The sequence below is a fragment of the Gilliamella sp. Nev5-1 genome (assembly GCF_001690895.1).
GTDB classification, from domain to species: Bacteria; Pseudomonadota; Gammaproteobacteria; order Enterobacterales; family Orbaceae; genus Gilliamella; species Gilliamella apicola_C.
In genome coordinates this window covers 19,435-41,372 of the sequence record NZ_LZHO01000077.1, presented here as the reverse complement: position 1 = coordinate 41,372, position 21,938 = coordinate 19,435, and the positions used below count along the sequence as shown (strand labels likewise).

Below are 21,938 nucleotides of genomic sequence, written 5' to 3'. Positions count from 1 at the left end.
AAAAAGAAATTTATTAAGAAAATGTATCGCTGGTATTAACATAATTTATCTTCACTTAATCTTACTGTTTATTTATACAGACACAATAAAGATTATAGCAGATTCTCTAATTCTGACAATTGAGTTATTTCCATGTGGGGCAAGCATCTTGCTTCCTCAAGTTGTAAAATATCGCGATTATAAATATTGATAAAACAAGCTAAGAAACCACTATCAATAGCACCAGCGACATCCGTTAATAAATTATCCCCTACATGTAAAATATGGTGTGATGGAATAGCTAATTTATGAGCGGCCAAATTAAAAATTTCTGGAAAAGGTTTTGAACGCGTACATTCACCACCTCGCAAGGAAAATTGAAAATAATCCCCCAAATCAATTTGATTAATATCGACATTACCATTAGTGATCACCGCTAAAGGATAGTTAGCAGCCAATTGAGTTAATAATAAGTGTGTTGATTCAGGTACTTTCATCTTATGTCGCCAAAAATTAAAACAGGCAACGGATTGATCAATCACGTCGGTAAATTTTGATTTTGGAATATTGGTTTTACTTAATAACGATTTAATCGTTTGAGCTCGCCAAACATTAACATCATGATAGATTTCGGGATTATCAGCAAGCACGGCATACTTTTCAGTAAAATACTCAGATAGAGTTAAAGTATGCAACTGTTCATAACACTTAAGCGTATTGATCATCTCGTCTTCCGCTTTTTCAACGATCATACTGTTATCATATAAAGTATCATCCAGATCGAAAGTCAGCGCTTTAATCGTAGTAATAGAGCGATAAAAGTGCATCTTTATTTTCCTCTTTTAGCTCGTGGATGGGCTGAATCATAAACTTCAGACAGATGTGAAAAATCCAAATGCGTATAAACTTGAGTCGTAGATAAATCAGCATGCCCAAGCAACTCTTGCACTGCTCGCAAATCACCACTTGATTCGAGCATATGAGTTGCAAATGAATGACGTAATTTATGTGGATGGACATGGCTACTTAAGCCCTGCTTAACGCCCCATTCGGCAAATCGTTTTTCAACATTACGTGGTGAAATTCGTTTACCTAACTTTGAAATAAACAGCGCATCATCCTGTGGAATAAAAAAATCTCGCATTGACAACCAGCGTTTAATCCATTTGATAGATTCTCGGCCTAATGGCAGTTTTCGCTCTTTATTTCCTTTACCCATTACACGGACTTCACCATCAACTAGATTTAACTCTCGACAGTTAAGCGTAACTAATTCAGAAAGGCGTAACCCCGAACCATACATAACTTCAAGCATCGCTCTATCACGAACAGAAAGCGGATCATTATGGTCAATTTCAAGTAGCTGATTAATTTCGTCAATATCAATATTTTTTGGTAGATGCTGACCTAATTTGGGATTTAGCACGCCTCGAGCTGGGTTGGCGTTAAGATATTCATTTTTTACCATCCAATCACAAAAGCTGCGCAACGCAGATAATCTTAATGATAAGCTTCTAGCTTGTAACCCTGTTTGTCTGCTACGACTAATTAACAATCTTACAGCTGAAGAGTCTAAATCTTGCCAAGTTGAAATTTCGGCATCTTTTGCCAATGACATAAGCGCATAAAGTTGACGCCGATAATTAATTTGTGTGTTTAAGCTGAGCTGTTTTTCTGACTTTAAATAATTTAAAAACTGCTCAACAGGCAAAGTTAATCGAGCATCGACATTTTGATTAGGCTGAGCCATGATCTTTCCTTAATTTATTCGCATGATCCATCTACTAATTAAAATAGGTAAAATTTCACTCATTTTTTCAAGTAATAATGTCCCTTGCCCTGCTTGGTAATGTTCTGGATTAGTGCTAGTAAACATTAACAGTCCCAGATCACCAAATTGTCCTAATAATGATAAAGCTACCGAGCCAATATAACCATGTTCTGGTAGTAAAAAATCAATTTCCGTTGAATTCAATGTCCCTAAATATTGTTGGCTATACTGTAAATGCCTAACACGAATAAAATCAAACTGTAACGTATTTAAAGCTAAATGATAATAATTTGACGGCGCACTAAGTAACCATTTGTCGTCAAAAAGATATAAGTAAGCACCACTGAGACCTAACGATTTTGCCCATGTGTTTAATATGACTATTAATTGGTTTAAATCTTGCGCTTTGAACAATTCAATTTGTAAATCCATCATTTGGTTAAAAAGTAGCTCATTAGCGCTAGCATGTTCCATTAACAACGTAATTTCGGATTCTAATTGCTTAATTTTATTGCGCTGGCGTGCCATATACCATTCAGGTAATGAAATCCCCCCACGAACAGGATGAGGCACTTGAACACTCTCTACACATCGTGCATTTCGTATAAAAAAATCAGGGTTATCAATAATATATTGACTGACAATTTCATCATTCAATTGTACAGAAGATGGTTTTTTCTGGGATTTTCTTACTCGTCTATTCCTAGTAGTTTTTGCAACCATAATTCATTTCTATCATATTATATATCTAACGTTTTTGGGGGATTAAAGTCACCCTTTTAAAACAAACAAAAAAATCAAATAAAATCAATGGGTTTTCTGAAAGATTTTTACCTATTGAAATTTTTCGGTAACAAAGTCTTGTGGTTAAACAACGATAATATCAAAATTAAATGGCAATAAAGCCATCATACACATGCGTAGCTGGTCCTGTCATATAAAGTGGTTGATGCCCACCGTTCCATTCAATCAATAATTTACCACCTGGTAAATTAACATTAACACGCGGGTTTAATAACCCTTGATTAACACCTACTGCCACTGCTGCACAAGCACCTGTACCACAAGCCTGGGTTTCGCCAACCCCCCTTTCAAATACCCGTAAATTAATATTATCGCGATCGATAATATGCATAAAGCCAATATTAGCATGTTCGGGAAAGCGTTCATGTTGCTCTAATACCGCTCCCAACCTTGTAACTTCTGCTGTTACAATATTATCGACTTGAATAACACAATGAGGATTTCCCATAGATGCAACGCCACATAACACGGTCTGTTCTTGTGCTCGAATTATATAAGTTTTTTCTTCTTTAATAGCCTTGAAAGGAATCTTATTGGGTTCAAAAATAGGCTCCCCCATATTAACGCGTACTGTCTCATCGTCATTTACGGTTAAAATAATATTGCCTTTCATGGTGCTAACTTTTAATACACGTTTTCGAGTTAACCCTTTTAAACGAACAAAACGAGCAAAACAACGAGCACCATTACCGCATTGCTCAACTTCAGAACCATCAGAATTAAAGATACGATAATGAAAATCGCTATCGGGCACATAAGGTGGCTCAACAATAAGAAGTTGATCAAAGCCAATGCCAGTATATCTATCAGCCATACGCTTAATCATTTCAGTTGACAGATGAACATTTTGCGTCACTGCATCAATAACCATAAAATCATTTCCGAGTCCATGCATTTTTGAAAAGTTCATCGTAAATTTACCTTTTGTTGTCAAACATATTAGTTCTTTATTTTTTTTATTTTGGCTGTTAACTCGTACCCACGCAAAGAAGAATATTGTATGGAGATTATTAACCCTTCCACTATTTATAAATGCTATAAAACCACTTCCCCTCGCCATAAATCATCCAAAGACTCACGTTGGCGAATTAATTTATGCTGTTGTTCATTAATTAGCATCACTTCAGCAGGTCTTGGGTGACTATTGTAATTCGATGCCATAGAAAACCCATAAGCACCAGCACTACAAATTACCAACAAATCGTCCTGCTTAACCGAAAGCGCACGCTGATAGGCCAGAACATCACTAGATTCACAAATAGGACCAACAACATTGTATATGAATGGCTCATCGCTAGCTTGCGGTTGTTTTTCAGGCAATACGTTCATCCAAGCTTCATACAGTGCTGGACGAATTAAATCATTCATCCCCGCATCGACAATCGCAAAGTGGTTGCTATCTTGGTGTTTGGTATATTCAACTTTAGTGATTAACAAACCTGAATTAGCAACAATAGATCGCCCTGGTTCAAACAGAATTTCAATATCAGGGTAATTAACTAATTTATTCTTTAACTCGGTGACGAGTTGCAATGCTGTCGGAGGTTGCTCGTTGTCATAACAAACGCCTAAACCACCACCAAAATCGATATGTTTAATAAAAATACCATTGGATTGTAATTTATCAACTAAAGCAAGAATGCGATCAGCAGCATCAAGAAATGGTGACAATTGGGTTAATTGCGAACCAATATGGCAATCAATACCTACAATATTAATATGCGCTAATGATCGTGCTTTTTCATAAATATCCAACGCTAACTGATAACTAATACCAAATTTATTCTCGCGCAAGCCTGTTGATATATAAGGATGTGTTTTAGCATCCACATCAGGATTAATCCTCAATGAAATCGGTGCGATTTTACCTAATCTTTTTGCAACTTCATCAATTCGATATAATTCAGGCTCAGACTCAACATTAAAGCATTTAATGTCAACTTCAAGCGCGCGTTCAATTTCAACGATTGATTTAGCCACGCCAGAAAACACGATCTTTTTAGGATCAGCGCCTGCTTTTAATACTCGTTCTAATTCACCTTGTGAAACAATATCAAAGCCCGATCCCAATTTTGCCAATAAACTTAAAACAGCTAAATTGCTATTCGCTTTAACAGCGTAACAAACTAAATGTTTATTAGCAGCCAATGCCTGTTCATAGGCTAAAAACTGTTTGCTTATGTGATCTGCTGAATAAACATACAATGGAGTACCATACTGTTTTGCAAGATCCGCTATAGCTATTTGATTAGCAAATAAGTGACCCTGCTGATAATGCAGAAAATCCATCCCTTTATTCCTTTATATTTTTCTAATCAATGAATCAGACTGAATTGAAGCTGTTGTTGCAGTTTTAAACTGTACTATCGATGCGGTTTCAACTGGATGATAAAGCGGCCCTTTTAATCCACACCCCATTAAAACTAACGTAATCCAAAAGATAGAGAGTAATTTTATAGTTAATTTCATATCGTATTCAAGATTATTTCGATTTTTTATGATGCTATCTATATTACACGATACCCATAGCAGTGCAAAGTGTAATTAATCAAGTCTAGATAAACCGATAGATAAAATTAGTAAGTCGATGGCGTATTGCAATAAGTAAAATGCCAAAACGGTTAATTGTGTTCTTGTTGTGGTCTTGTTGTTATTGATTCATATACCTTAACACACGTTAAACAATTTCATATTAAGCTCTACCGCTGAATTATTTTGGTAGAACTTAATATTGTGTTGTCATAGTACAAGAACTGATTCTAACTGTGGATTAAAAAAAGGTTAGTTTACTTGTCAAAAATAGGAAAATTGGTTCTATCACCTATTAGCTTTAATCTTTTTTGCGCAGTAATAATATTAGTTTCCCAATTATCATCGTTCGCCCACATTTCGATAACTAGGGGAGCCACATAATTCATGGCTCTAAGCGTTTTGAAGATAGCGGTAAAATCGACCTCACCTTCACCAATAACAAGATCCCTAAACTGACCAAGATAATTCGACCTAACTTTATAGGTATCTTTTAAATGAATCTGCACAATATGATCACGACTTAACATAAGCTCGGTACAAGTATCGTAATTCCATCCGGTAATATTGCCTACATCAGGGTAAGCCATAAAATAAGGCGAGTTGATTTCTTTTTTTAAAATTTCGAACTTGCTTAAACTATTAAGATATTGTGTATCCATAATTTCAACCGCCAGCATCACCCCTGCTCGCTCAGCTTGCTTAACGGCCCACTGCATACCTTTAATAAAACGTTGATGCGTTTGCAAGTCAGCGGGTTCATAATAGACATCATAACCCGCTAGCTGGATCACTCTTATCCCTAATTTGTAAGCTAGTGTAATCGCTTTATCCATAATGCTTTTAGCTTCATTGCGGGTATCATGATTAGCTGAACCAAATGGATATTTACGATGCGCACTTAAGCACATGGAATGTAGCGGAATGCCGATTTTTTCACATTGATGCCTAAGTGAATAGATCTCTTCGTCAGACCAATCTAATCGGGCGCGGCGTTCATCTGATTCATCGATCGACATTTCGATAAAATCAAATCCTAAGTTTTTGGCTATTTGTAATTTCTCTTGCCATAATAGTTGATTAGGTAAGGCTTTTTCGTAAATGCCTATTCGAGGCGTGTTTTTGATTTGATACCGTTTTTCTAATATATCGTTACTTTGTGGCATTGTGATAACCCATTTTTTATATGAAAAAATACCATGCAGCTGATTTTTTCAACTGCATGCTGTTGTTACCAATATTTTGCGATCTGCGTTCTTAATGCTTGCGCAGTTTGTTGACCGTTTTCATTAGCAAGCGCACGACCAGCAATAAACGCTTTAGTTTTTATGCCTGCAAATAAGTGAATATCTTCTGGCACAATGCCACCGGTGATTGAAAGTTCAAGTCCTAAATCAGATAATTGACGCATTTTTGTTATATCATCTTCACCCCAACCAATACCAGCAAGTTCAGCATCACGAGAGCGATGGTATATTGCTTGCTTAATGCCAAGGTTACGCCAAGCTTTAGCATCTTCTAATGTCCAATGCCCGTATAATTCGATCTGAATTTCGCCTTTAAACTCATCAGCTACTTTTTTACAAGCTTCGACAGTAGCAATATGCGCAGCAGCTGAAACTGTTAACCAGTTTGCACCTGCGGAAAAAGCCATTTTTGCCAATATCGCACCACCATCAGTGGTTTTTAAATCGCATACTAAAATATGATTGGGATAAAGTTCTCTTAACCGTTTTACACTTTGCATACCTGCACCAAAAGCAAGAATGGTTCCCACTTCAATGATATCGACAAAACCCGCTACATTTTTTGCCACGTCTAATGCTGGCGCTAATTCGGTTTGATCTAATGCGATTTGTAATTTAGGTGCTGCCATGTTGTTCTCCTATTTGCTATTTTTGACCATAGTAAGCATTCGCACCGTGTTTGCGAAAATAGTGCTTATCAGATAACGTTTGTTGAATTTTGATTGTTTGATTAAGTTGCCGAGTGGAAAGAGCCATCATAGCTACTTCTTCAAGTACGACCGCATTATGCACTGCATCTAACGCATTTTTACCCCAACAAAATGGAGCATGACCAGAGATAACAGCCCCTGGCATTGCTACGGGATCTAGGCCTCGGCGTTTAAACTCTTCTACAATGACTAATCCAGTATTTTTTTCATAATCGATTGCAATTTCACTATCGGTTAGTGCACGCGTACAAGGCACATCACCATAAAAATAATCGGCATGCGTCGTACCTAGTGCAGGGATGTCTAATTCCGCTTGTGCCCAAATAGTGGCATAACGAGAATGGGTATGCACAATACCACCAATTTGTGGAAATGCTTTATACAATTCAATATGCGTTGCGGTATCGCTTGAAGGATTTAATTTTCCCTCCACAATATCCCCCATTAGCGAAATAACCACAATATCATCCAGTTTCATATTGCTATATTCAACACCAGAAGGCTTGATGGCGATAACGCCTTTTTCACGATCGATTTCAGAGACATTACCCCAAGTAAAAGTCACTAAATGATATTTAGGTAACAATAAATTAGCATTCAACACCCGTTCTTTTAATGCTTGATACATGATTTAACCTCCATTTAAGGCGCGATCAATAACGGCATAAACATCTTCTTTGGTGTTACAACGCCTTAATTTATCTAGATCAACCCCTGTTTCACTGTTTTCATCATCTAAAATTTGAGTGACCTCCATTAATCCTTTCATATGCTGATCCGATGTGCTACCCGCTAATGTCACTAAAACATCGACAGGCTCAGCTTCACCATCAAAATAGACAGGTTTTTTTAAGGTAACTAAAGCAAAAGCTGTACGATTTACTCCATCTTCAGGCCTTGCATGAGGCATGGCAAAGTTTGGTGCAATAATAATATAAGGCCCCATTGTTTTGACACAGCGAACAATAGCATCGTAGTACGACGGCTCTATTGCTTTAGAGGCGACTAGCATATCAGTGCCTAGCTTAATGGCATCTTGCCAAGTTGCAGCATTTGCTTTGAGTAAAATAGAGTTATTGTCAATTAGTGATTCTTTTAAAGCCATGGTGCACTCCTTAGTATTTAAAATCATTTAGAAAACACTTGTTCAATCAGCTTTATCAGCTCATCGCCAAAAGTTTGTGGATTTAACATATTTTGTACGCCTAACGCATGTTGACCTTCATTCACCTCAATTTCATGAATAAGATGTTTAGATGCGACAATGATATCGACATTGGGTAAACGTGATTTATAATCAGTCACTGCACAAGAATCCATTTCGTTTGGGATGCCTTTTTTATTTAAATAATTAGCAATCTTCATTTTCATCATCATTGAAGAGCCTTGCCCACTCCCACATACTGCCAAGATACGAATTGGGCGACCTTCACTCACGGCGACCTTATCCATTTTTTCAAGTACTGATTCATTGACATCTTGATGTTTATCGTTGACTTCAGGCTGATTTGTAGAGTTAGCCTCTTCTTGGCGAAGCTGTCTAGCAGCAAAAAACATATAAATCAGGGCTAGAACAATAAGAACATAGATAAATAAGTGTGAAATAGATAAAGCCTGTAAAATCGGTGGAAATAAAATCGCCCAATCTGCCATCCCCATCCATGAATCAATCGACGTACCGTTTTGAGCAAAGATATGAATTACCCAAGCAGAGCCTAATACCTCTATCATTCCCATGGCAAAACAGATCTTCATTACGGCTTTCCAACCACCAAAATGGTTGGCAAATACACCAATGGTTGCATTCGAAAAAAACATTGGTATAAAGCCTGGAATAATCATAATTGGCGATTTAAAGATGAGTAATAATGCAATCGCTAAGAATTGCCCTAAAGCCCCCCAAATAAAACCAAACACCATCGCATTAGGTGAAAAAGCATAAATTGCCGCGCAGTCAATAGCTAATACCGCATTAGGAATTAGCTTTTCTGAAATACCTTTGAAAGCTTCGGACAATTCAGCAACAAACATACGCACCCCACCAACAATAACTTGAATTGCGACGGCAAATTTAAGCCCTGTTTCAAAGATGTAAATGGCCCAATGGGTGGATCCTGCCATTGTTTGTAAATTATCTAACCCAAATGACAGCAAGATAATACCAAAGAAAATTGTCATCACAATTGTAGTTGCGGCAATACTATCATGAAAGATATGCAACCATTTTGGCAATTTTAGATTATCAACTGTATCGTTTTTATCCCCCAATTTTGGCGCTAATTTAACCGCTATCCAAGAACCGAATTGTTGTTGGTGGCCTATTGAAAACCCTGCTCCCCCAGTAACGGCCTCGGTCGGCTTAAACATCATATTCGAAAATATTCCCCAATAAAGCGCAGTGATAATGGCCGAATAGATGATAGTTTCCCACATGCTGTAACCAAAAAGGAAATAAAATAGTGCAATTAAACCAACCTGTTGGAACATAATATGGCCAGTTAACATAATGGTTCGAATTCCGGTTAAACGTCGAAATACCACCAAAATAATATTAATCGCTAATGCAAGCAAAACAGAATAGCCAACCCATGAATAGCATTCGCCCATACCTGTTTCGACGGCGACCATTGATGCATAAGTATCAATGATAGAGCCTTTAATGCCATGGTATTCTGCCAATTTAGCAATAACAGGTTTGAATGTTGATACCAAAACGCCAGATCCAACCTGTAATAACATAAATCCAACAATGGTCTTAATCGTGCCTTTTAACACGGTGGTTATATCTTTACGTAATAGACAATAACCAAGCATTGTCACCAAGCCAAGTAACAAAGGTGCTTTTGTCATCACTTGACTATAAAAAATATAAAATACGTTATAAATTACTTCCATATGTTCCTCTCATCGGTTATTGACATTTTTACTGCTCGAACAACACTCACCTCTGATATTGAGTTTCATTTAATTGCCTTTCATCAAGTTTCTTATAATCTGTAAAGTAAATGAATGGAACCGCTGATTACTTTACTTTATTTATCATCGCTCATTAAAAACACTTGTTATATTCCACAATCAAAATAAATCATTCAATGATTATTTATGATTGTTTTGACAAGGATCACTTTTCTTAACAAACTATAATTTCATATGTGATCAGCATCACAACTTAAATAAAATATAAAGACAAAGAAAATTAAAATTATTATTATCAACAAATTAAAAAATATTAGTATTAATAAATAAAATTATAGCAATTGACAATAATACAAATAAAAATTACGATAAAATAATCATATTTAATCAAAATGAAATGTAAGAAAAAATGAACGAAATTGCACGACATAATGAAATAGTAGCGTTAGTCAACGAAAAAGGTATGGTTAGAGTGTTCGAATTAATCGCAAAATTTGCTATATCGCCAGCAACAGCAAGGCGCGATATTACTAAGCTAGATCAGGAAGGTCGCGTTAAAAAAGTCCGCAATGGTATTATGCGATTAGAAGAAATAAAACCAATTTGGGTACCGATTGATAGTAATAATACCGATCATTATCACGAAAAAGCCCGTATTGCAATTCGAGCTGCACAATTATGCAACTGTGACGAAAATATTGTTATAAATTGCGGTTCTACGGCTTTTTTACTTGGCCGTGAACTGTGCGGTAAAAATGTTTCAATTATTACTAATTATTTTCCATTAGCTTGTTACTTAATTGAGCATGATCATGAAAATGTCATCATTATGGGAGGATTATATAACAAAACACAAAATATTATTCTTAATCCTATTGCTAACATAACCGATTCTTATGCTGGCAAGTGGATGTTTACCAGTGGTAAAACATTAACACCAACAGGTCTTTATAAAAACGAAATATTAGGCGCTGTAGCTGAACAACAGATATTGGAAAAAACCGAGAAATTAGTTGTTGTAGTTGATAGCTCCAAAATTGATACCAAAGCCAATTCAGGCATGCTTTTTTGCCCTATTAATAAAATAGATATTTTAATCACAGGAAAACAAGCTAATAAGGACGTAATTGAATGCATTAAGGAGCAAGGCGTTGAGGTTATTTTAGTTTAACAATTAAATTGTAGAAGGAACAGAGTATGAGTAAAGTAAATGAAATTAGCCGTGAATCGTGGATATTAAATACATTTCCTGAATGGGGAACGTGGCTTAATGAGGAGATCGAAACAACAGAGGTCAAACCCAATACATTTACTATGTGGTGGCTTGCTTGTACGGGGATTTGGCTAAAATCAGCGGGTAATACCAATATTTCTGTTGATTTTTGGTGTGGCACTGGTAAAAAAACTCACGCAAATCCATTAATGAACAAACAGCATCAAATGATGCGAATGGGTGGAGTCCGTGAATTGCAACCAAACTTAAGAACTAGCCCATTTGTTCTTGATCCTTTTGCAATTAAAGAAATTGATGCAGTGATGGCAACTCATGATCATGCCGATCATATTGATGTCAATGTTGCTGCAGCAGTTATTCAAAACTGTTCACCAAAAGTAAAATTTATTGGCCCGAAAGCTTGTGTAGAATTGTGGAAAAGCTGGGGCGTGCCAGATGATCGTTGTATTGTTGCCAAAGTGGGGGAAACGATTGAGGTTGGTGATATTACAATTCGCGTATTAGACTCTTTTGATAGAACATCGTTAGTTACTTTGCCAAAAGGCGTTTCATCTACCGACAAATCTATTTTAGATGGCATGAATGATAGAGCAGTTAATTATCTATTTGAGACATCAGGAGGTTCGTTGTACCACTCGGGCGATTCCCACTACTCTAACTATTATGCCAAACATGGCAATGACTACAAAATTGACGTGGCATTACTATCTTATGGTGAAAACCCGCGAGGAGTGACGGATAAAATGACATCAGCCGATATTTTACGTGCTGCTGAATCGCTTAATACTCAAGTTGTGATCCCTTTCCATCACGATATTTGGGCAAACTTTCAAAGTGACCCACGCGAAATTGAAGTATTATGGCAAATGAAGAAAGATCGTCTTGATTATCGATTTACGCCTTTCTTCTGGCAAGTTGGTGGTAGATACACTTATCCAACCGATAAACATAAAATGCATTATCAGCATTACCGTGGCTTTAGAGATATTTTTACCGATGAACCAGAATTGCCGTATCGATCATTCTTATAATTGGCTAATATAATTATTAGGCTTCAATGTGTGGACTGATTCAAACAATGCTTTTTACCGTCCACACATCAATCTCTTTACTCCAATTAATTAAACATTAATGTATCTTTCACGATCTGGCAACCAGCAATCAATTAGTTGAGTAGCACTTTGCGGGTAGTGTTTTTGAATGTCATAAGAGGCTTGTTGCACTTGGCTAATCAAATGTTGATCACGAACCAAATCGACAACCTTAAAATTAGCTATACCCATTTGCCGGGTACCTAAAATTTCGCCACTGCCACGAAGTTCAAGATCTTTTTGTGCAATAACAAAACCATCATTACTTTCACGCATCACCTTCATGCGTGCTTGAGCAACTTTACTTAGGGGGGCTTGATACATCAATACACAATGCGATACGGCTGATCCTCGTCCAACTCGTCCACGTAATTGATGCAATTGAGCTAAACCCAATCGCTCAGCATTTTCAATGATCATTAAGCTAGCATTAGGCACATCAACACCAACCTCAATAACTGTTGTTGCAACAAGTAATTGGATGTTCCCAGCTTTAAAAGCTTGCATGACGGATTGTTTTAAATCCGATTTCATTTTGCCATGTACTAACGCAATACTTAAATGGGGTAAACGGGCTTGTAATTCGGTAACCAGCATTTCGGCCGCTTGCGCATCAAGTGTTTCGGACTCTTCGACTAAAGTACACACCCAATAAACTTGACGATTTGCTAAACAAGCTTGGTTTACCCGTTCAATAATTTCATCTCGACGAGTATTTGGTATTACTACCGTAGTAATTGGTGTTCGCCCTGGTGGTAATTCATCAATAACTGAAACATCTAAATCAGCATAGACGGTCATTGCTAATGTTCGAGGAATAGGTGTTGCGGTCATAATTAATTGATGTGGAAAGAAATTATCTTTAATACCTTTTTCCCACAGGCTTAGACGCTGGTTTACACCAAAGCGATGCTGTTCATCAATAATGACTAATCCTAACGAGTTAAACTCCACTTTATCAACAAACACCGCATGAGTACCAATTAATAACGTGCTGTCACCATTTTGAATACGTTCATAACACTGTCGTTTATGTTTAGCCGTTAATCGCCCCGACAACAGATCAACACTAATCCCCAACGGTGCAAACCAAGTACTAAAATTGTTATAATGTTGCTCTGCTAATATTTCTGTCGGCGCCATTAATACTACCTGACAACCATTTTCAATAGCATTTAATGCAGCTAATGCAGCAACTAATGTTTTGCCTGAACCAACATCCCCCTGAATTAATCGCATCATAGGTACTGGTTTTGCCATGTCTTGATAAATCTCTTGCACAACACGTTGCTGAGCACAAGTGGGTGTAAAAGGCAATGATGATAAAAACGGTTTAATCAAACATTGATTTGGAGAAAACAGATGTGCTTGCTGTTTTTGATTATGCTTTTTTAGCATCAACATACTTAAATGATAAGCAATCAATTCTTCAAAAATAAATCGTTTAATAGCTGGGTGTTCGCCCGACATTAATTGTTCAATATGAGTATCAATAGGCGGGTTATGTACAATATTTAAAGAATCCAATACTGGCAAAAAGTGGCATGCTAGCTTTGCTGGTAAAATTTCATTAGGCGGATTATTTTTTAACAACAAAAGTGCTGCCATAATTGACCGTCGAATCAATGCTTGAGATAGTCCATAGGTCGTTGAATAAATGGGTGTATATTTTTCTTGAGTATCATCTAACCTGACTGATGACTCGTTTCCATTGGCTTTAAATTTAAATTGTGGGTGGATAATTTCAATATAATTTTTGCCACGTTTTATCTCGCCATACGCACTCACCCATTTTCCTTTAATCAAAGAAGCTTTCATGCTGGGTGTAAAATGCATAAATCGTAATACGGCAACGCCCGAATCATCTTGAATATAGCAAATTAACATTTGTCGACGCTTAAAGGCAACTTCACTTTTGATTATAGCGCCTTCTATTGTAGTGAACTCACCAATAACCGCATCGCCAATGGAACAAGACGACGTACGATCTTCGTAACGTAAAGGGAAATGCAATAACAGATCTTTGACGGTATAAATACCTAATGTATTAAATTTTTTTTCTAAACTTGCACCAATCCCCGTTAATTTTATCAACGGCAAATGATCAAAAAATCGATTTATCATAATGACTAATTTATATTTCTTGTCACGCTCACTACATCGGACTGTAGCGATATTTTCCGCATTAATTCACTAAGTTGCTGAGTGTTTTTTACTTCTATTTGCAAAATGATGGTATAAATTTGTCTGTCTTTTTCTTCGGTATTTAACCACTGCAAGTGGGTATTTTCATCATTAATAATTGAAAGGAGATTCGCTAAAGCGCCTTGAACATTTAAAATATCAACCCAAATTTCAACAACAAAGCGTTGAAAAATATCTGGCGCCCATTTAAGTGGAATATATTTTCCTGGATTATTTTGATAGTCTGAAATATTTCGACAAGATTCGTGATGCACTATCAGTCCCTTTTCTGGGCTGACATGTCCCACGATAGGGTCATTTGGAATAGGATGACAACATTTAGAAAACGTAACCAAAACGCCTTCACTACCCGTGATAACTAGTGTTTTATTGGGTTCTGTTTTATTTTGTAATAGCGATTTATGTTCTAATCCTTTAGCTATAAAATGGCTCATAATATTGCCTAGCCCAATTTCGGACAAAACATCATCAAAAGTTGGCAATTTAGCTAACTCAGCTGCACGAGCTTTTTGATTTGATGATAACTCACTAATACCGCCAGATTTAACTAACGAAAGATCGAGTAAACGTCGTCCCAATTTAATTGCATCTTCACGTTTAAGTGTCCTAAGCGCATGACGAATTCGAGATTTTGCTTTAGCACTAACTACAAAACTTAACCAATTAGCATTAGGTCGCCCTTCCGATGAAGTAATAATTTCAACAGTTTGACCACTACTTAATGGTTGCGATAGAGGATAAGGTTTACGATCAACAATTGCACCAATGCACTGATAACCAATATCAGAATGGACTGCATAGGCAAGATCAACTGCTGTTGCGCCTTCAGGTAGCTGAACAATACGCCCTTTAGGGGTAAAAACGTAAATTTCTTTAGGAAACAAATCAGACTTTACATTTTCGATAAATTCGAAAGAGTTACCCACACTTTGTTGTAATTCTAATAAACTTTGCATCCAGCGCTGAGCTTTAATTTGCGTGGTAGTATTGTTCATTTCATCGGTTTCGTTATATGCCCAATGAGCAGCAACGCCCATTTCAGCCATTTGATCCATATCTTCAGTGCGGATTTGTACTTCAACAGGTGTTCCATGAGGTCCAATTAACGATGAATGTAATGACTGATAACCATTCGCTTTGGGGATCGCTATATAGTCTTTAAAACGATTAAGCCGTGGCTTATAAAGATTATGCACTAACCCAAGAGCGCGATAACAAGCATCAACGTCCTTTACTACAATTCTAAACGTATAAATATCCATAATGGAATGAAACTGCTGCTCACGCAATTTCATCTTTTGATAAATCGCATAAATGTTTTTTTCGATACCAGTAACTTCGGCGTCAATATGAGCATCTAATAATCGATTACGTATTTCAGACAAAATTTGTTGGATAAGCTCTTTTCGTGTATTTCGCGCGGTTTTAATTACTTTTTCAATCACTTTGGCACGATTTGGATGCATTGCGGTAAAGCCCAAAATCTCAAGCTCTGTTTTAATATGATTAATGCCCAAACGATGAGCTAAAGGGGCATAAATTTCGAGAGTTTCTTTGGCAATGCGACGGCGCTTGTCAGATCTTAAGGCACAGAGTGTGCGCATGTTATGGGTACGGTCAGCTAGTTTAATTAAAATAACACGCACATCTTCGGTCATGGCAAGCACCATTTTCCGAAAATTTTCAGCTTGTGCCTCTTGTCTATTACGGAATTTTAATTTATCAAGTTTAGAAACACCTTCAACTAAAATGGCAACATGTTTACCAAATTTATTCGTAATATCTTGAAAGGTAACCGGAGTATCTTCGATAGTGTCGTGTAAAAGTGCGGCAATAATTGTTTCATAATCAAGCCGCATCTCAGCTAAATTTGTTGCAACTGCAACAGGGTGGGTGATGTAAGGCTCACCACTGCATCGGAATTGCCCTTCATGTGCATTTTTAGCAAAAAGATAAGCATCTTGTATCAATTCCACTTTTTTAGCAGGAAGATAAGATGCTACAACCTCTTTTAAGCTATCAAAATATTGCATAAGCAATTCCTGTAAAGCTTATTCGTATGATGGTGTGTTTTCGAGAAGAATCGACTCATGAAGTGTTGCACGTGCTTCTGCTTCTTCATCTTGACGCGCTTGGAAATCAGCAATATCGAGAATTTGTTTATTAACAAGGCCTTCTTCAATTTCGCGTAAAGCAACAACCGTTTCTTTGTCGTTTTCTTCCGGAACCAGTGGAGATTTATTTTCAACTTGTAATTGACGAGCGCGTCTTGCTGCTACAATAACGAGATCAAAGCGATTACCAATTTTTTCTACTGCATCTTGAACAGTTACACGTGCCATTTTCACCTCTAAATTGTTTACTAAAATGCTTTATTTGAAAGATCTGATATTCTACTTAAATTTGTAGTGATTTGTCTATATTAATATTGTTTTATACATTGAAATAAAGAGATCTTAGATAATAAAAAATTGCTAGGTTCTTATCATTGATTACGATAACTTTTCATATTCATCATCAATTTTATTATCCATATGCTTTTTACTTTGAACTAATCTCACAGCAAAATAAAGATCATAAGCAAAATCAATATGATCGTTATCAAGCTTAATATTCATTTGTTTAAACCAATTTTTGAGTGTTTTACGCCGACCTGATAAGATTAACATGGTGTTTCTTACTTTTAAGGATCTTACTAATTCATCGATTCCTGACAACACACTCACGTCTTTATAAGTAAAACAAGGAATTGCATCAACAATCACATAGTTTATTGGCTCTTTTGCTTCATCAATATAACTAATAATTCTCCGTTTAAAATAGGCAATATTAAAATAAGTTAGTGGAGAGTTAAATCGATAAATCAGAGTATTATTGATTGGTTTAACACCTTGGTTTATTGAATGAATTCGACCACTTGCATCAACACCTAATAATTGATCTTTCGGCCTAAATACACGGCGCAAAAATAAAAATATCCCAAGTAACACCGACAGTGCCATACCGGGAATAATACCTATCACAAGAACTGAAATCAGTGTTGTTAAACTTAAATAAAACGCATCTCGATCAAATTTAAAAAAGCGGAGGATTGTTTGAAAATTAATTAATGAAATGGATGAATAAATCAAAATTATGCCTAATACACAAGTGGGAATATATTGTAAAGGCGAAAGAAAAAACAACACGACAATACCAATTAATATTGCAGCAATAATTGAAACTAGCTGAGTTTTACCACCATTGGCATCATTAACAGCTGTTCTTGATGAGGTACCACTAACAACAAAACCTTGTGATAACCCCGCTACAATATTAGCCACACCTAGCGCTTTAAATTCGATATCGGCGTTGGTTTCATAGTTATTTTTGGATGCGAAACTGCGCACGGTTATCATCATACTAACAAAACAAATGATAGCAATATTCAGTGAGGGCACAACTAAATCACGCATCAACCCTTTATCAAAATCAAGCCATGATTTGGCAGGAATCAAATCTCCACTAACATTGCCAATAATACGAATATTAAAATACTCAAAATTAAATAACCATGAAAAAAATGTCATCACAATGACGGCTAATAGTGGCGCTGGATATAACGGTTTTAATCGCTTTAAAGCAATTAAAATAAACAAAGTAAAAAATGAAACTAGTGCAGTGGCTATATGGATTTGCGATATTTTAAAAGGTAAATAAACGATTCGCTCAATCAGATAAGAATAATCATAACTAAAACCAAGTGTTTTTGCTAACTGATCAACCATAATGGTGATTGAAATACCATTAAGCAAACCAATTAAAATAGGCTGGCTAAGCAAGTCAGCCAAAGCGCCAAGATGTAGCTTTCCTGCGATAATACACCAAATACCAATCATTATTGTTAATATCATGACTAATTGCCAACGTAATATGGGATCATTAGCTGCTAACGGCAACACAACAGCCGCAACGACAGCACATGTTGCCGTATCAGGTCCGACAATCAGTTGTTTCGAAGATCCAAAAAGTGCATAGGCAATTAAAGGCAAAATGGTCGAATATAGTCCTGCTATAGCACCAACACCTGTCAATTCAGCATAAGCAATTGACACTGGTAACGAAACTGCCGCGACCGATAAACCCGCCTTAATGTCAAAATTAAGATATTCTCGCTTATACTGTAATAGGCTACTTAACCCTGGCATCCACAAAGCTAATTTTTGAAAAAAAGCATTGTTAAAAAAACGACCCATACTAATCCTTATTTTCCAGCTATGCTCATATTATCAATCAAAATCGAACCACATTGAATATTAGTTCTCGTTTCGACATCATTACCTATTGCCACAATGTTTTTATACATATCTTTAAGATTGCCGGCAATAGTAATTTCGCTAACAGGATATTGGATTTGCCCATTTTCAACCCAAAATCCAGTGGCTCCGCGTGAATAATCGCCAGTTACACTATTAACACCTTGTCCCATTAACGAAGTAACGACAACGCCTTTATCCAGTTTTTTAAGCATATCATCAAAGCTAGCATGAGTTTGGCTAGGCGAGATAAGCCAATTATGAATCCCACCTGCATGACCTGTTGATGTTAAACCCAATTTACGCGCTGAATAATTACTTAATAAATAAGTTTGCAACACGCCTTGCTCAACAATATTACGCTTAACTGTTTTTGTGCCCTCACTATCAAAAGGCGAAGAGCCAATACCTTTTAAAATATAAGGATCTTCATAAATAGTCAGCCATTTAGGAAAAATAGCCTGCCCAACACAGTCTAATAAAAATGAGGATTTACGATAAATTGCGCCACCACTGATGGCATTGACTAAATGCCTAATAAGCCCAACAGCAACTTCAGCACTAAACAGTACTGGGGCTTGCATGGTTGCGATTTGCTTAGCACCTAAATGCGATATTGCTCTGTCAGCTGCTTGCGTACCCACCCAACTTGCTGATTTTAATTCACTAAAATCACGTGACGAGGTATAAGCATAATTACTTTCCATCTGCCCTGCTTGTTCGGCAATAACTGAACATGAAAGCGAATGTGAACTTGCACAATAACCTTGTAGCATTCCTAAACTATTACCATAAACATAAACACCATATCGGCTACTAAAATAACCACCATCAGTGCTAATTAGTTTTGAATGATTGAGTGCGGTTAATTCAGCTTGTTTTGCCTGTTCAATGGCATTATCGACATTTAAATCACTTGGATAAAATAAATCCAAATCAGGAGGATTAAATGCCATTTGGCTTACATCGCCCAAACCAGAACAAGGATCGGGTGATGTATATTGCATAATATTAATCGCCATATCCACCGTTTGCAAAATCGCCGAAGGGGATAAATCATTGGTTGATGCACTGCCTTTACGTTGGTTTTGATAAACAGTAATGGATAATGCCCCATCACTATTAAATTCAACATTTTCGGTATCCCCCATTCGGGTGCTAACACTAATACCCGTTGATTGATTAATCGATACTTCAACGGCATCCACTCGTGACTTTGCTTGCTTAATAGCATTAGCGACAATAGCTGATAAATTTTCTTTTTGGTTTATCGCTTCTTTTTTAATTTGTTCAATACTCATTTTATTATTTTCTACAATTCTGCTAGTGATACGTTATAATAAGCTAGAATTGAATATTAGTTAACAAAAGAAATAATATGAATCATAATCAAGAGACAAATTTAGAACCCAACTTTGCTATTGACACCCAAGACGATGAAATCATTTACGTTAGTAAAAGCGAAATCAAACGTGATGCGGAAGCGCTAAAAAAATTAGGTGTTGAGCTTGTTAATTTAAGCAAAAACGAACTGGAAAAAATTCCTCTCGATGAAGATCTTATTTATGCTATTGAACTTGCTCAAAAAATAAAAAAAGAAGGGTATCGCAGACAAATCCAATACATTGGCAAGCTACTACGTAGCCGAGATATCGATCCCATTAGCCAAGCCCTTGATAAGCTCAAAAATCGTCATAATCAACAAATTTCTTTATTTCATAAACTCGAAAAACTACGAGATGACCTGATTGCAACAGGCGATGCGGAAACTATCATGAGCTTATATCCAACAGCCAATCGCCAGCAACTGCGTACCTTAGCGCGTTTAGCTAAAAAAGAGCAAGAAGCCAATAAACCCACCAAAACGGCAAGGCAAATTTTTCAACATTTAAAAAAATTGAGTGATACAGAATAATCTTTATAATGTGCGCTTACTGTTATTAACAAACACTATACTAACTTAGATAGAGGATACAAAAATGGGACTTTTAAATGTACCTGCTGGTAAAGAATTACCTGATGATATTTACGTTGTGATTGAAATTCCGGCTAATGCTGATCCAATAAAATATGAAGTCGATAAAGATACTGGTGCTGTATTTGTTGACCGTTTTATGGCAACAGCGATGTTTTACCCATGCAACTATGGTTATATCAATAATACATTATCATTAGATGGTGATCCTGTTGATGTTTTAGTCCCAACGCCATATCCATTACAACCAGGCTCAGTGATTCGTTGTCGCCCTGTTGGTGTATTAAAAATGACAGACGAAGCTGGTCAAGATGCAAAACTTGTTGCTGTACCTCACACTAAACTGTCAAAAGAATATGATCACATTAAAGATGTTGATGATTTACCTGAACTACTTAAATCACAAATTAAACACTTTTTTGAGCAATACAAAGCGTTAGAAAAAGGTAAATGGGTAAAAGTTGACGGTTGGGACAATGCCGATGCAGCTCGTAAAGAAATACTTGAGTCATTTGAACGAGCAAAAAACAAATAAAATTGAATAACAAAAAAGTCACTGTTAATCCAAAGCCATAAAATAATATTTTATGGCTTTTTTATTTTATAATACGCCAACTTTTGAAGTAATTTCAGCACTTGAATCATGCAATAATTTGTCTTTTATCAATTTCTAGGTAATTATCTAAAAATTTAAGAAAAAACTATATTCTAAGAAAAAAAATTATTATTAACATCTTGCTTTTGATTATAATTTATGCGGTAATAGCACTGGGTAAACAACAACGTTGAAATTATGAAATCAATTAACTTTAATAATGTAATTTTGATAGCTTTATCATGGTGTTGAGTTACATAATTAATACAGTGTTAAAGCCCATACGAGCCTAAAAGGCTAATTATTAATTATTGTTAGGATGTCTAGTAAATGAATAAAAAAACAGGCCAAGTAAAATGGTTTAACGAAAGTAAGGGTTTTGGTTTTATAACTCCTGCGGATGGAAGCAAAGATGTATTCGTTCATTTTTCTGCTATTTCAGGTGATGGCTTTAAAACCTTAGCTGAAGGGCAACAAGTTGAATTTGCGATCCAAGATAGCCCTCGTGGACCAGCAGCAGCTGAAGTTGTTGTTATTTAGTTTATCTAACTAATTTATTTCCATACTAGCAAAACGCTCACCTTAAG

At 36.3% G+C, this 21,938-nt stretch carries 21 protein-coding genes; 5 read left to right on the top strand and 16 right to left on the bottom strand.

Annotated elements, in window-relative coordinates; genetic code table 11:
• Positions 1–92: 92 nt before the first annotated feature.
• The 11 genes from yigB to A9G41_RS10395 all read right to left on the bottom strand — a co-directional run bounded on the left by yigB (position 93) and on the right by A9G41_RS10395 (position 9,890).
• Entirely contained in the window at positions 93–806 is a 714-nt protein-coding gene (gene yigB, locus A9G41_RS10440; RefSeq protein WP_075539638.1) for a 5-amino-6-(5-phospho-D-ribitylamino)uracil phosphatase YigB, read from the bottom strand.
• A 2-nt stretch (positions 807–808) separates the two neighbouring features.
• Positions 809–1,729, bottom strand: coding sequence for a tyrosine recombinase XerC (gene xerC, locus A9G41_RS10435; protein ID WP_065588453.1), 921 nt, complete (start codon positions 1,727–1,729; stop codon positions 809–811).
• 9 nt (positions 1,730–1,738) lie between these two features.
• On the bottom strand, positions 1,739–2,473 hold the full coding sequence (locus A9G41_RS10430) for a DUF484 family protein (protein ID WP_065588452.1): 735 nt from the start codon (positions 2,471–2,473) through the stop codon (positions 1,739–1,741).
• A gap of 166 nt (positions 2,474–2,639) precedes the next feature.
• Positions 2,640–3,464: a diaminopimelate epimerase gene (gene dapF / locus A9G41_RS10425; protein ID WP_065581431.1), complete on the bottom strand. Its 825-nt coding sequence runs from the start codon at positions 3,462–3,464 to the stop codon at positions 2,640–2,642.
• A 125-nt stretch (positions 3,465–3,589) separates the two neighbouring features.
• Positions 3,590–4,843 carry a diaminopimelate decarboxylase gene (gene lysA, locus A9G41_RS10420; protein ID WP_065588451.1) on the bottom strand — a complete coding sequence of 418 codons (1,254 nt, stop codon included), beginning with the start codon at positions 4,841–4,843 and terminating at the stop codon, positions 3,590–3,592.
• 12 nt (positions 4,844–4,855) lie between these two features.
• Positions 4,856–5,023: an LPS translocon maturation chaperone LptM gene (gene lptM, locus A9G41_RS14055; RefSeq protein WP_141672029.1), complete on the bottom strand. Its 168-nt coding sequence runs from the start codon at positions 5,021–5,023 to the stop codon at positions 4,856–4,858.
• Between the two features lie 317 nt (positions 5,024–5,340).
• Positions 5,341–6,249 carry an L-ribulose-5-phosphate 3-epimerase gene (locus A9G41_RS10415; RefSeq protein ID WP_065588450.1) on the bottom strand — a complete coding sequence of 303 codons (909 nt, stop codon included), beginning with the start codon at positions 6,247–6,249 and terminating at the stop codon, positions 5,341–5,343.
• Positions 6,250–6,314: 65 nt separating this feature from the next.
• Positions 6,315–6,959, bottom strand: a complete 645-nt coding sequence (locus A9G41_RS10410; RefSeq protein ID WP_065588449.1) for a 3-keto-L-gulonate-6-phosphate decarboxylase UlaD — start codon at positions 6,957–6,959, stop codon at positions 6,315–6,317.
• 16 nt (positions 6,960–6,975) lie between these two features.
• The gene (locus tag A9G41_RS10405; RefSeq protein WP_065588448.1) at positions 6,976–7,668 is read right to left on the bottom strand and encodes an L-ribulose-5-phosphate 4-epimerase; all 693 of its coding nucleotides are present in this window, start codon (positions 7,666–7,668) and stop codon (positions 6,976–6,978) included.
• 3 nt (positions 7,669–7,671) lie between these two features.
• The gene (locus A9G41_RS10400) at positions 7,672–8,145 is read right to left on the bottom strand and encodes a PTS sugar transporter subunit IIA (protein WP_065588447.1); all 474 of its coding nucleotides are present in this window, start codon (positions 8,143–8,145) and stop codon (positions 7,672–7,674) included.
• A gap of 23 nt (positions 8,146–8,168) precedes the next feature.
• A complete protein-coding gene (locus A9G41_RS10395) occupies positions 8,169–9,890 on the bottom strand; it encodes a PTS ascorbate-specific subunit IIBC (protein ID WP_442903295.1) in 1,722 nt (573 codons plus the stop codon).
• Positions 9,891–10,365: 475 nt separating this feature from the next.
• On the opposite strand from A9G41_RS10395, the gene ulaR reads away from it, so the two are divergent.
• Together ulaR and ulaG are read left to right on the top strand one after the other, a co-directional pair.
• Positions 10,366–11,127, top strand: a complete 762-nt coding sequence (gene ulaR / locus A9G41_RS10390) for an HTH-type transcriptional regulator UlaR (RefSeq protein WP_075539637.1) — start codon at positions 10,366–10,368, stop codon at positions 11,125–11,127.
• A 26-nt stretch (positions 11,128–11,153) separates the two neighbouring features.
• The gene (gene ulaG / locus A9G41_RS10385) at positions 11,154–12,221 is read left to right on the top strand and encodes an L-ascorbate 6-phosphate lactonase (protein ID WP_065581437.1); all 1,068 of its coding nucleotides are present in this window, start codon (positions 11,154–11,156) and stop codon (positions 12,219–12,221) included.
• A 90-nt stretch (positions 12,222–12,311) separates the two neighbouring features.
• Here ulaG and recG read toward each other — a convergent pair whose 3' ends face one another.
• The 5 genes from recG to pmbA form a co-directional block, all read right to left on the bottom strand.
• Entirely contained in the window at positions 12,312–14,405 is a 2,094-nt protein-coding gene (gene recG, locus A9G41_RS10380) for an ATP-dependent DNA helicase RecG (RefSeq protein WP_065581438.1), read from the bottom strand.
• A gap of 5 nt (positions 14,406–14,410) precedes the next feature.
• A complete protein-coding gene (gene spoT / locus A9G41_RS10375; RefSeq protein ID WP_065581439.1) occupies positions 14,411–16,519 on the bottom strand; it encodes a bifunctional GTP diphosphokinase/guanosine-3',5'-bis pyrophosphate 3'-pyrophosphohydrolase in 2,109 nt (702 codons plus the stop codon).
• A gap of 18 nt (positions 16,520–16,537) precedes the next feature.
• The gene (gene rpoZ, locus A9G41_RS10370) at positions 16,538–16,828 is read right to left on the bottom strand and encodes a DNA-directed RNA polymerase subunit omega (RefSeq protein WP_065567934.1); all 291 of its coding nucleotides are present in this window, start codon (positions 16,826–16,828) and stop codon (positions 16,538–16,540) included.
• A gap of 150 nt (positions 16,829–16,978) precedes the next feature.
• Positions 16,979–18,721, bottom strand: a complete 1,743-nt coding sequence (locus A9G41_RS10365) for a SulP family inorganic anion transporter (RefSeq protein WP_141672028.1) — start codon at positions 18,719–18,721, stop codon at positions 16,979–16,981.
• Positions 18,722–18,729: 8 nt separating this feature from the next.
• Positions 18,730–20,082, bottom strand: coding sequence for a metalloprotease PmbA (pmbA, locus tag A9G41_RS10360; protein WP_065581440.1), 1,353 nt, complete (start codon positions 20,080–20,082; stop codon positions 18,730–18,732).
• 77 nt (positions 20,083–20,159) lie between these two features.
• Between pmbA and yjgA the strand changes: the two genes are divergently transcribed.
• From yjgA to cspE, 3 genes are all read left to right on the top strand, one after another.
• Positions 20,160–20,696 (top strand): ribosome biogenesis factor YjgA, encoded by a 537-nt coding sequence (gene yjgA / locus A9G41_RS10355; RefSeq protein WP_065581441.1) that lies wholly within the window; start codon positions 20,160–20,162, stop codon positions 20,694–20,696.
• Between the two features lie 64 nt (positions 20,697–20,760).
• On the top strand, positions 20,761–21,291 hold the full coding sequence (ppa, locus tag A9G41_RS10350; protein ID WP_065567931.1) for an inorganic diphosphatase: 531 nt from the start codon (positions 20,761–20,763) through the stop codon (positions 21,289–21,291).
• Between the two features lie 390 nt (positions 21,292–21,681).
• The gene (gene cspE / locus A9G41_RS10345; RefSeq protein WP_025315032.1) at positions 21,682–21,891 is read left to right on the top strand and encodes a transcription antiterminator/RNA stability regulator CspE; all 210 of its coding nucleotides are present in this window, start codon (positions 21,682–21,684) and stop codon (positions 21,889–21,891) included.
• Positions 21,892–21,938: the final 47 nt, after the last annotated feature.

What these genes read in the sequence shown, in the direction of transcription:
- rpoZ (WP_065567934.1), bottom strand. Translation starts at nt 16,828, where the DNA reads ATGGCACGTGTAACTGTTCAAGATGCAGTAGAAAAAATTGGTAATCGC.
- spoT (WP_065581439.1), bottom strand. Translation starts at nt 16,519, where the DNA reads ATGCAATATTTTGATAGCTTAAAAGAGGTTGTAGCATCTTATCTTCCT.
- A9G41_RS10400 (WP_065588447.1), bottom strand. Translation starts at nt 8,145, where the DNA reads ATGGCTTTAAAAGAATCACTAATTGACAATAACTCTATTTTACTCAAA.
- ulaG (WP_065581437.1), top strand. Translation starts at nt 11,154, where the DNA reads ATGAGTAAAGTAAATGAAATTAGCCGTGAATCGTGGATATTAAATACA.
- xerC (WP_065588453.1), bottom strand. Translation starts at nt 1,729, where the DNA reads ATGGCTCAGCCTAATCAAAATGTCGATGCTCGATTAACTTTGCCTGTT.
- A9G41_RS10415 (WP_065588450.1), bottom strand. Translation starts at nt 6,249, where the DNA reads ATGCCACAAAGTAACGATATATTAGAAAAACGGTATCAAATCAAAAAC.
- yigB (WP_075539638.1), bottom strand. Translation starts at nt 806, where the DNA reads ATGCACTTTTATCGCTCTATTACTACGATTAAAGCGCTGACTTTCGAT.
- A9G41_RS10430 (WP_065588452.1), bottom strand. Translation starts at nt 2,473, where the DNA reads ATGGTTGCAAAAACTACTAGGAATAGACGAGTAAGAAAATCCCAGAAA.
- dapF (WP_065581431.1), bottom strand. Translation starts at nt 3,464, where the DNA reads ATGAACTTTTCAAAAATGCATGGACTCGGAAATGATTTTATGGTTATT.
- A9G41_RS10395 (WP_442903295.1), bottom strand. Translation starts at nt 9,890, where the DNA reads ATGACAAAAGCACCTTTGTTACTTGGCTTGGTGACAATGCTTGGTTAT.
- cspE (WP_025315032.1), top strand. Translation starts at nt 21,682, where the DNA reads ATGAATAAAAAAACAGGCCAAGTAAAATGGTTTAACGAAAGTAAGGGT.
- ppa (WP_065567931.1), top strand. Translation starts at nt 20,761, where the DNA reads ATGGGACTTTTAAATGTACCTGCTGGTAAAGAATTACCTGATGATATT.
- A9G41_RS10410 (WP_065588449.1), bottom strand. Translation starts at nt 6,959, where the DNA reads ATGGCAGCACCTAAATTACAAATCGCATTAGATCAAACCGAATTAGCG.
- pmbA (WP_065581440.1), bottom strand. Translation starts at nt 20,082, where the DNA reads ATGAGTATTGAACAAATTAAAAAAGAAGCGATAAACCAAAAAGAAAAT.
- lptM (WP_141672029.1), bottom strand. Translation starts at nt 5,023, where the DNA reads ATGAAATTAACTATAAAATTACTCTCTATCTTTTGGATTACGTTAGTT.
- A9G41_RS10365 (WP_141672028.1), bottom strand. Translation starts at nt 18,721, where the DNA reads ATGGGTCGTTTTTTTAACAATGCTTTTTTTCAAAAATTAGCTTTGTGG.
- ulaR (WP_075539637.1), top strand. Translation starts at nt 10,366, where the DNA reads ATGAACGAAATTGCACGACATAATGAAATAGTAGCGTTAGTCAACGAA.
- A9G41_RS10405 (WP_065588448.1), bottom strand. Translation starts at nt 7,668, where the DNA reads ATGTATCAAGCATTAAAAGAACGGGTGTTGAATGCTAATTTATTGTTA.
- recG (WP_065581438.1), bottom strand. Translation starts at nt 14,405, where the DNA reads ATGATAAATCGATTTTTTGATCATTTGCCGTTGATAAAATTAACGGGG.
- yjgA (WP_065581441.1), top strand. Translation starts at nt 20,160, where the DNA reads ATGAATCATAATCAAGAGACAAATTTAGAACCCAACTTTGCTATTGAC.
- lysA (WP_065588451.1), bottom strand. Translation starts at nt 4,843, where the DNA reads ATGGATTTTCTGCATTATCAGCAGGGTCACTTATTTGCTAATCAAATA.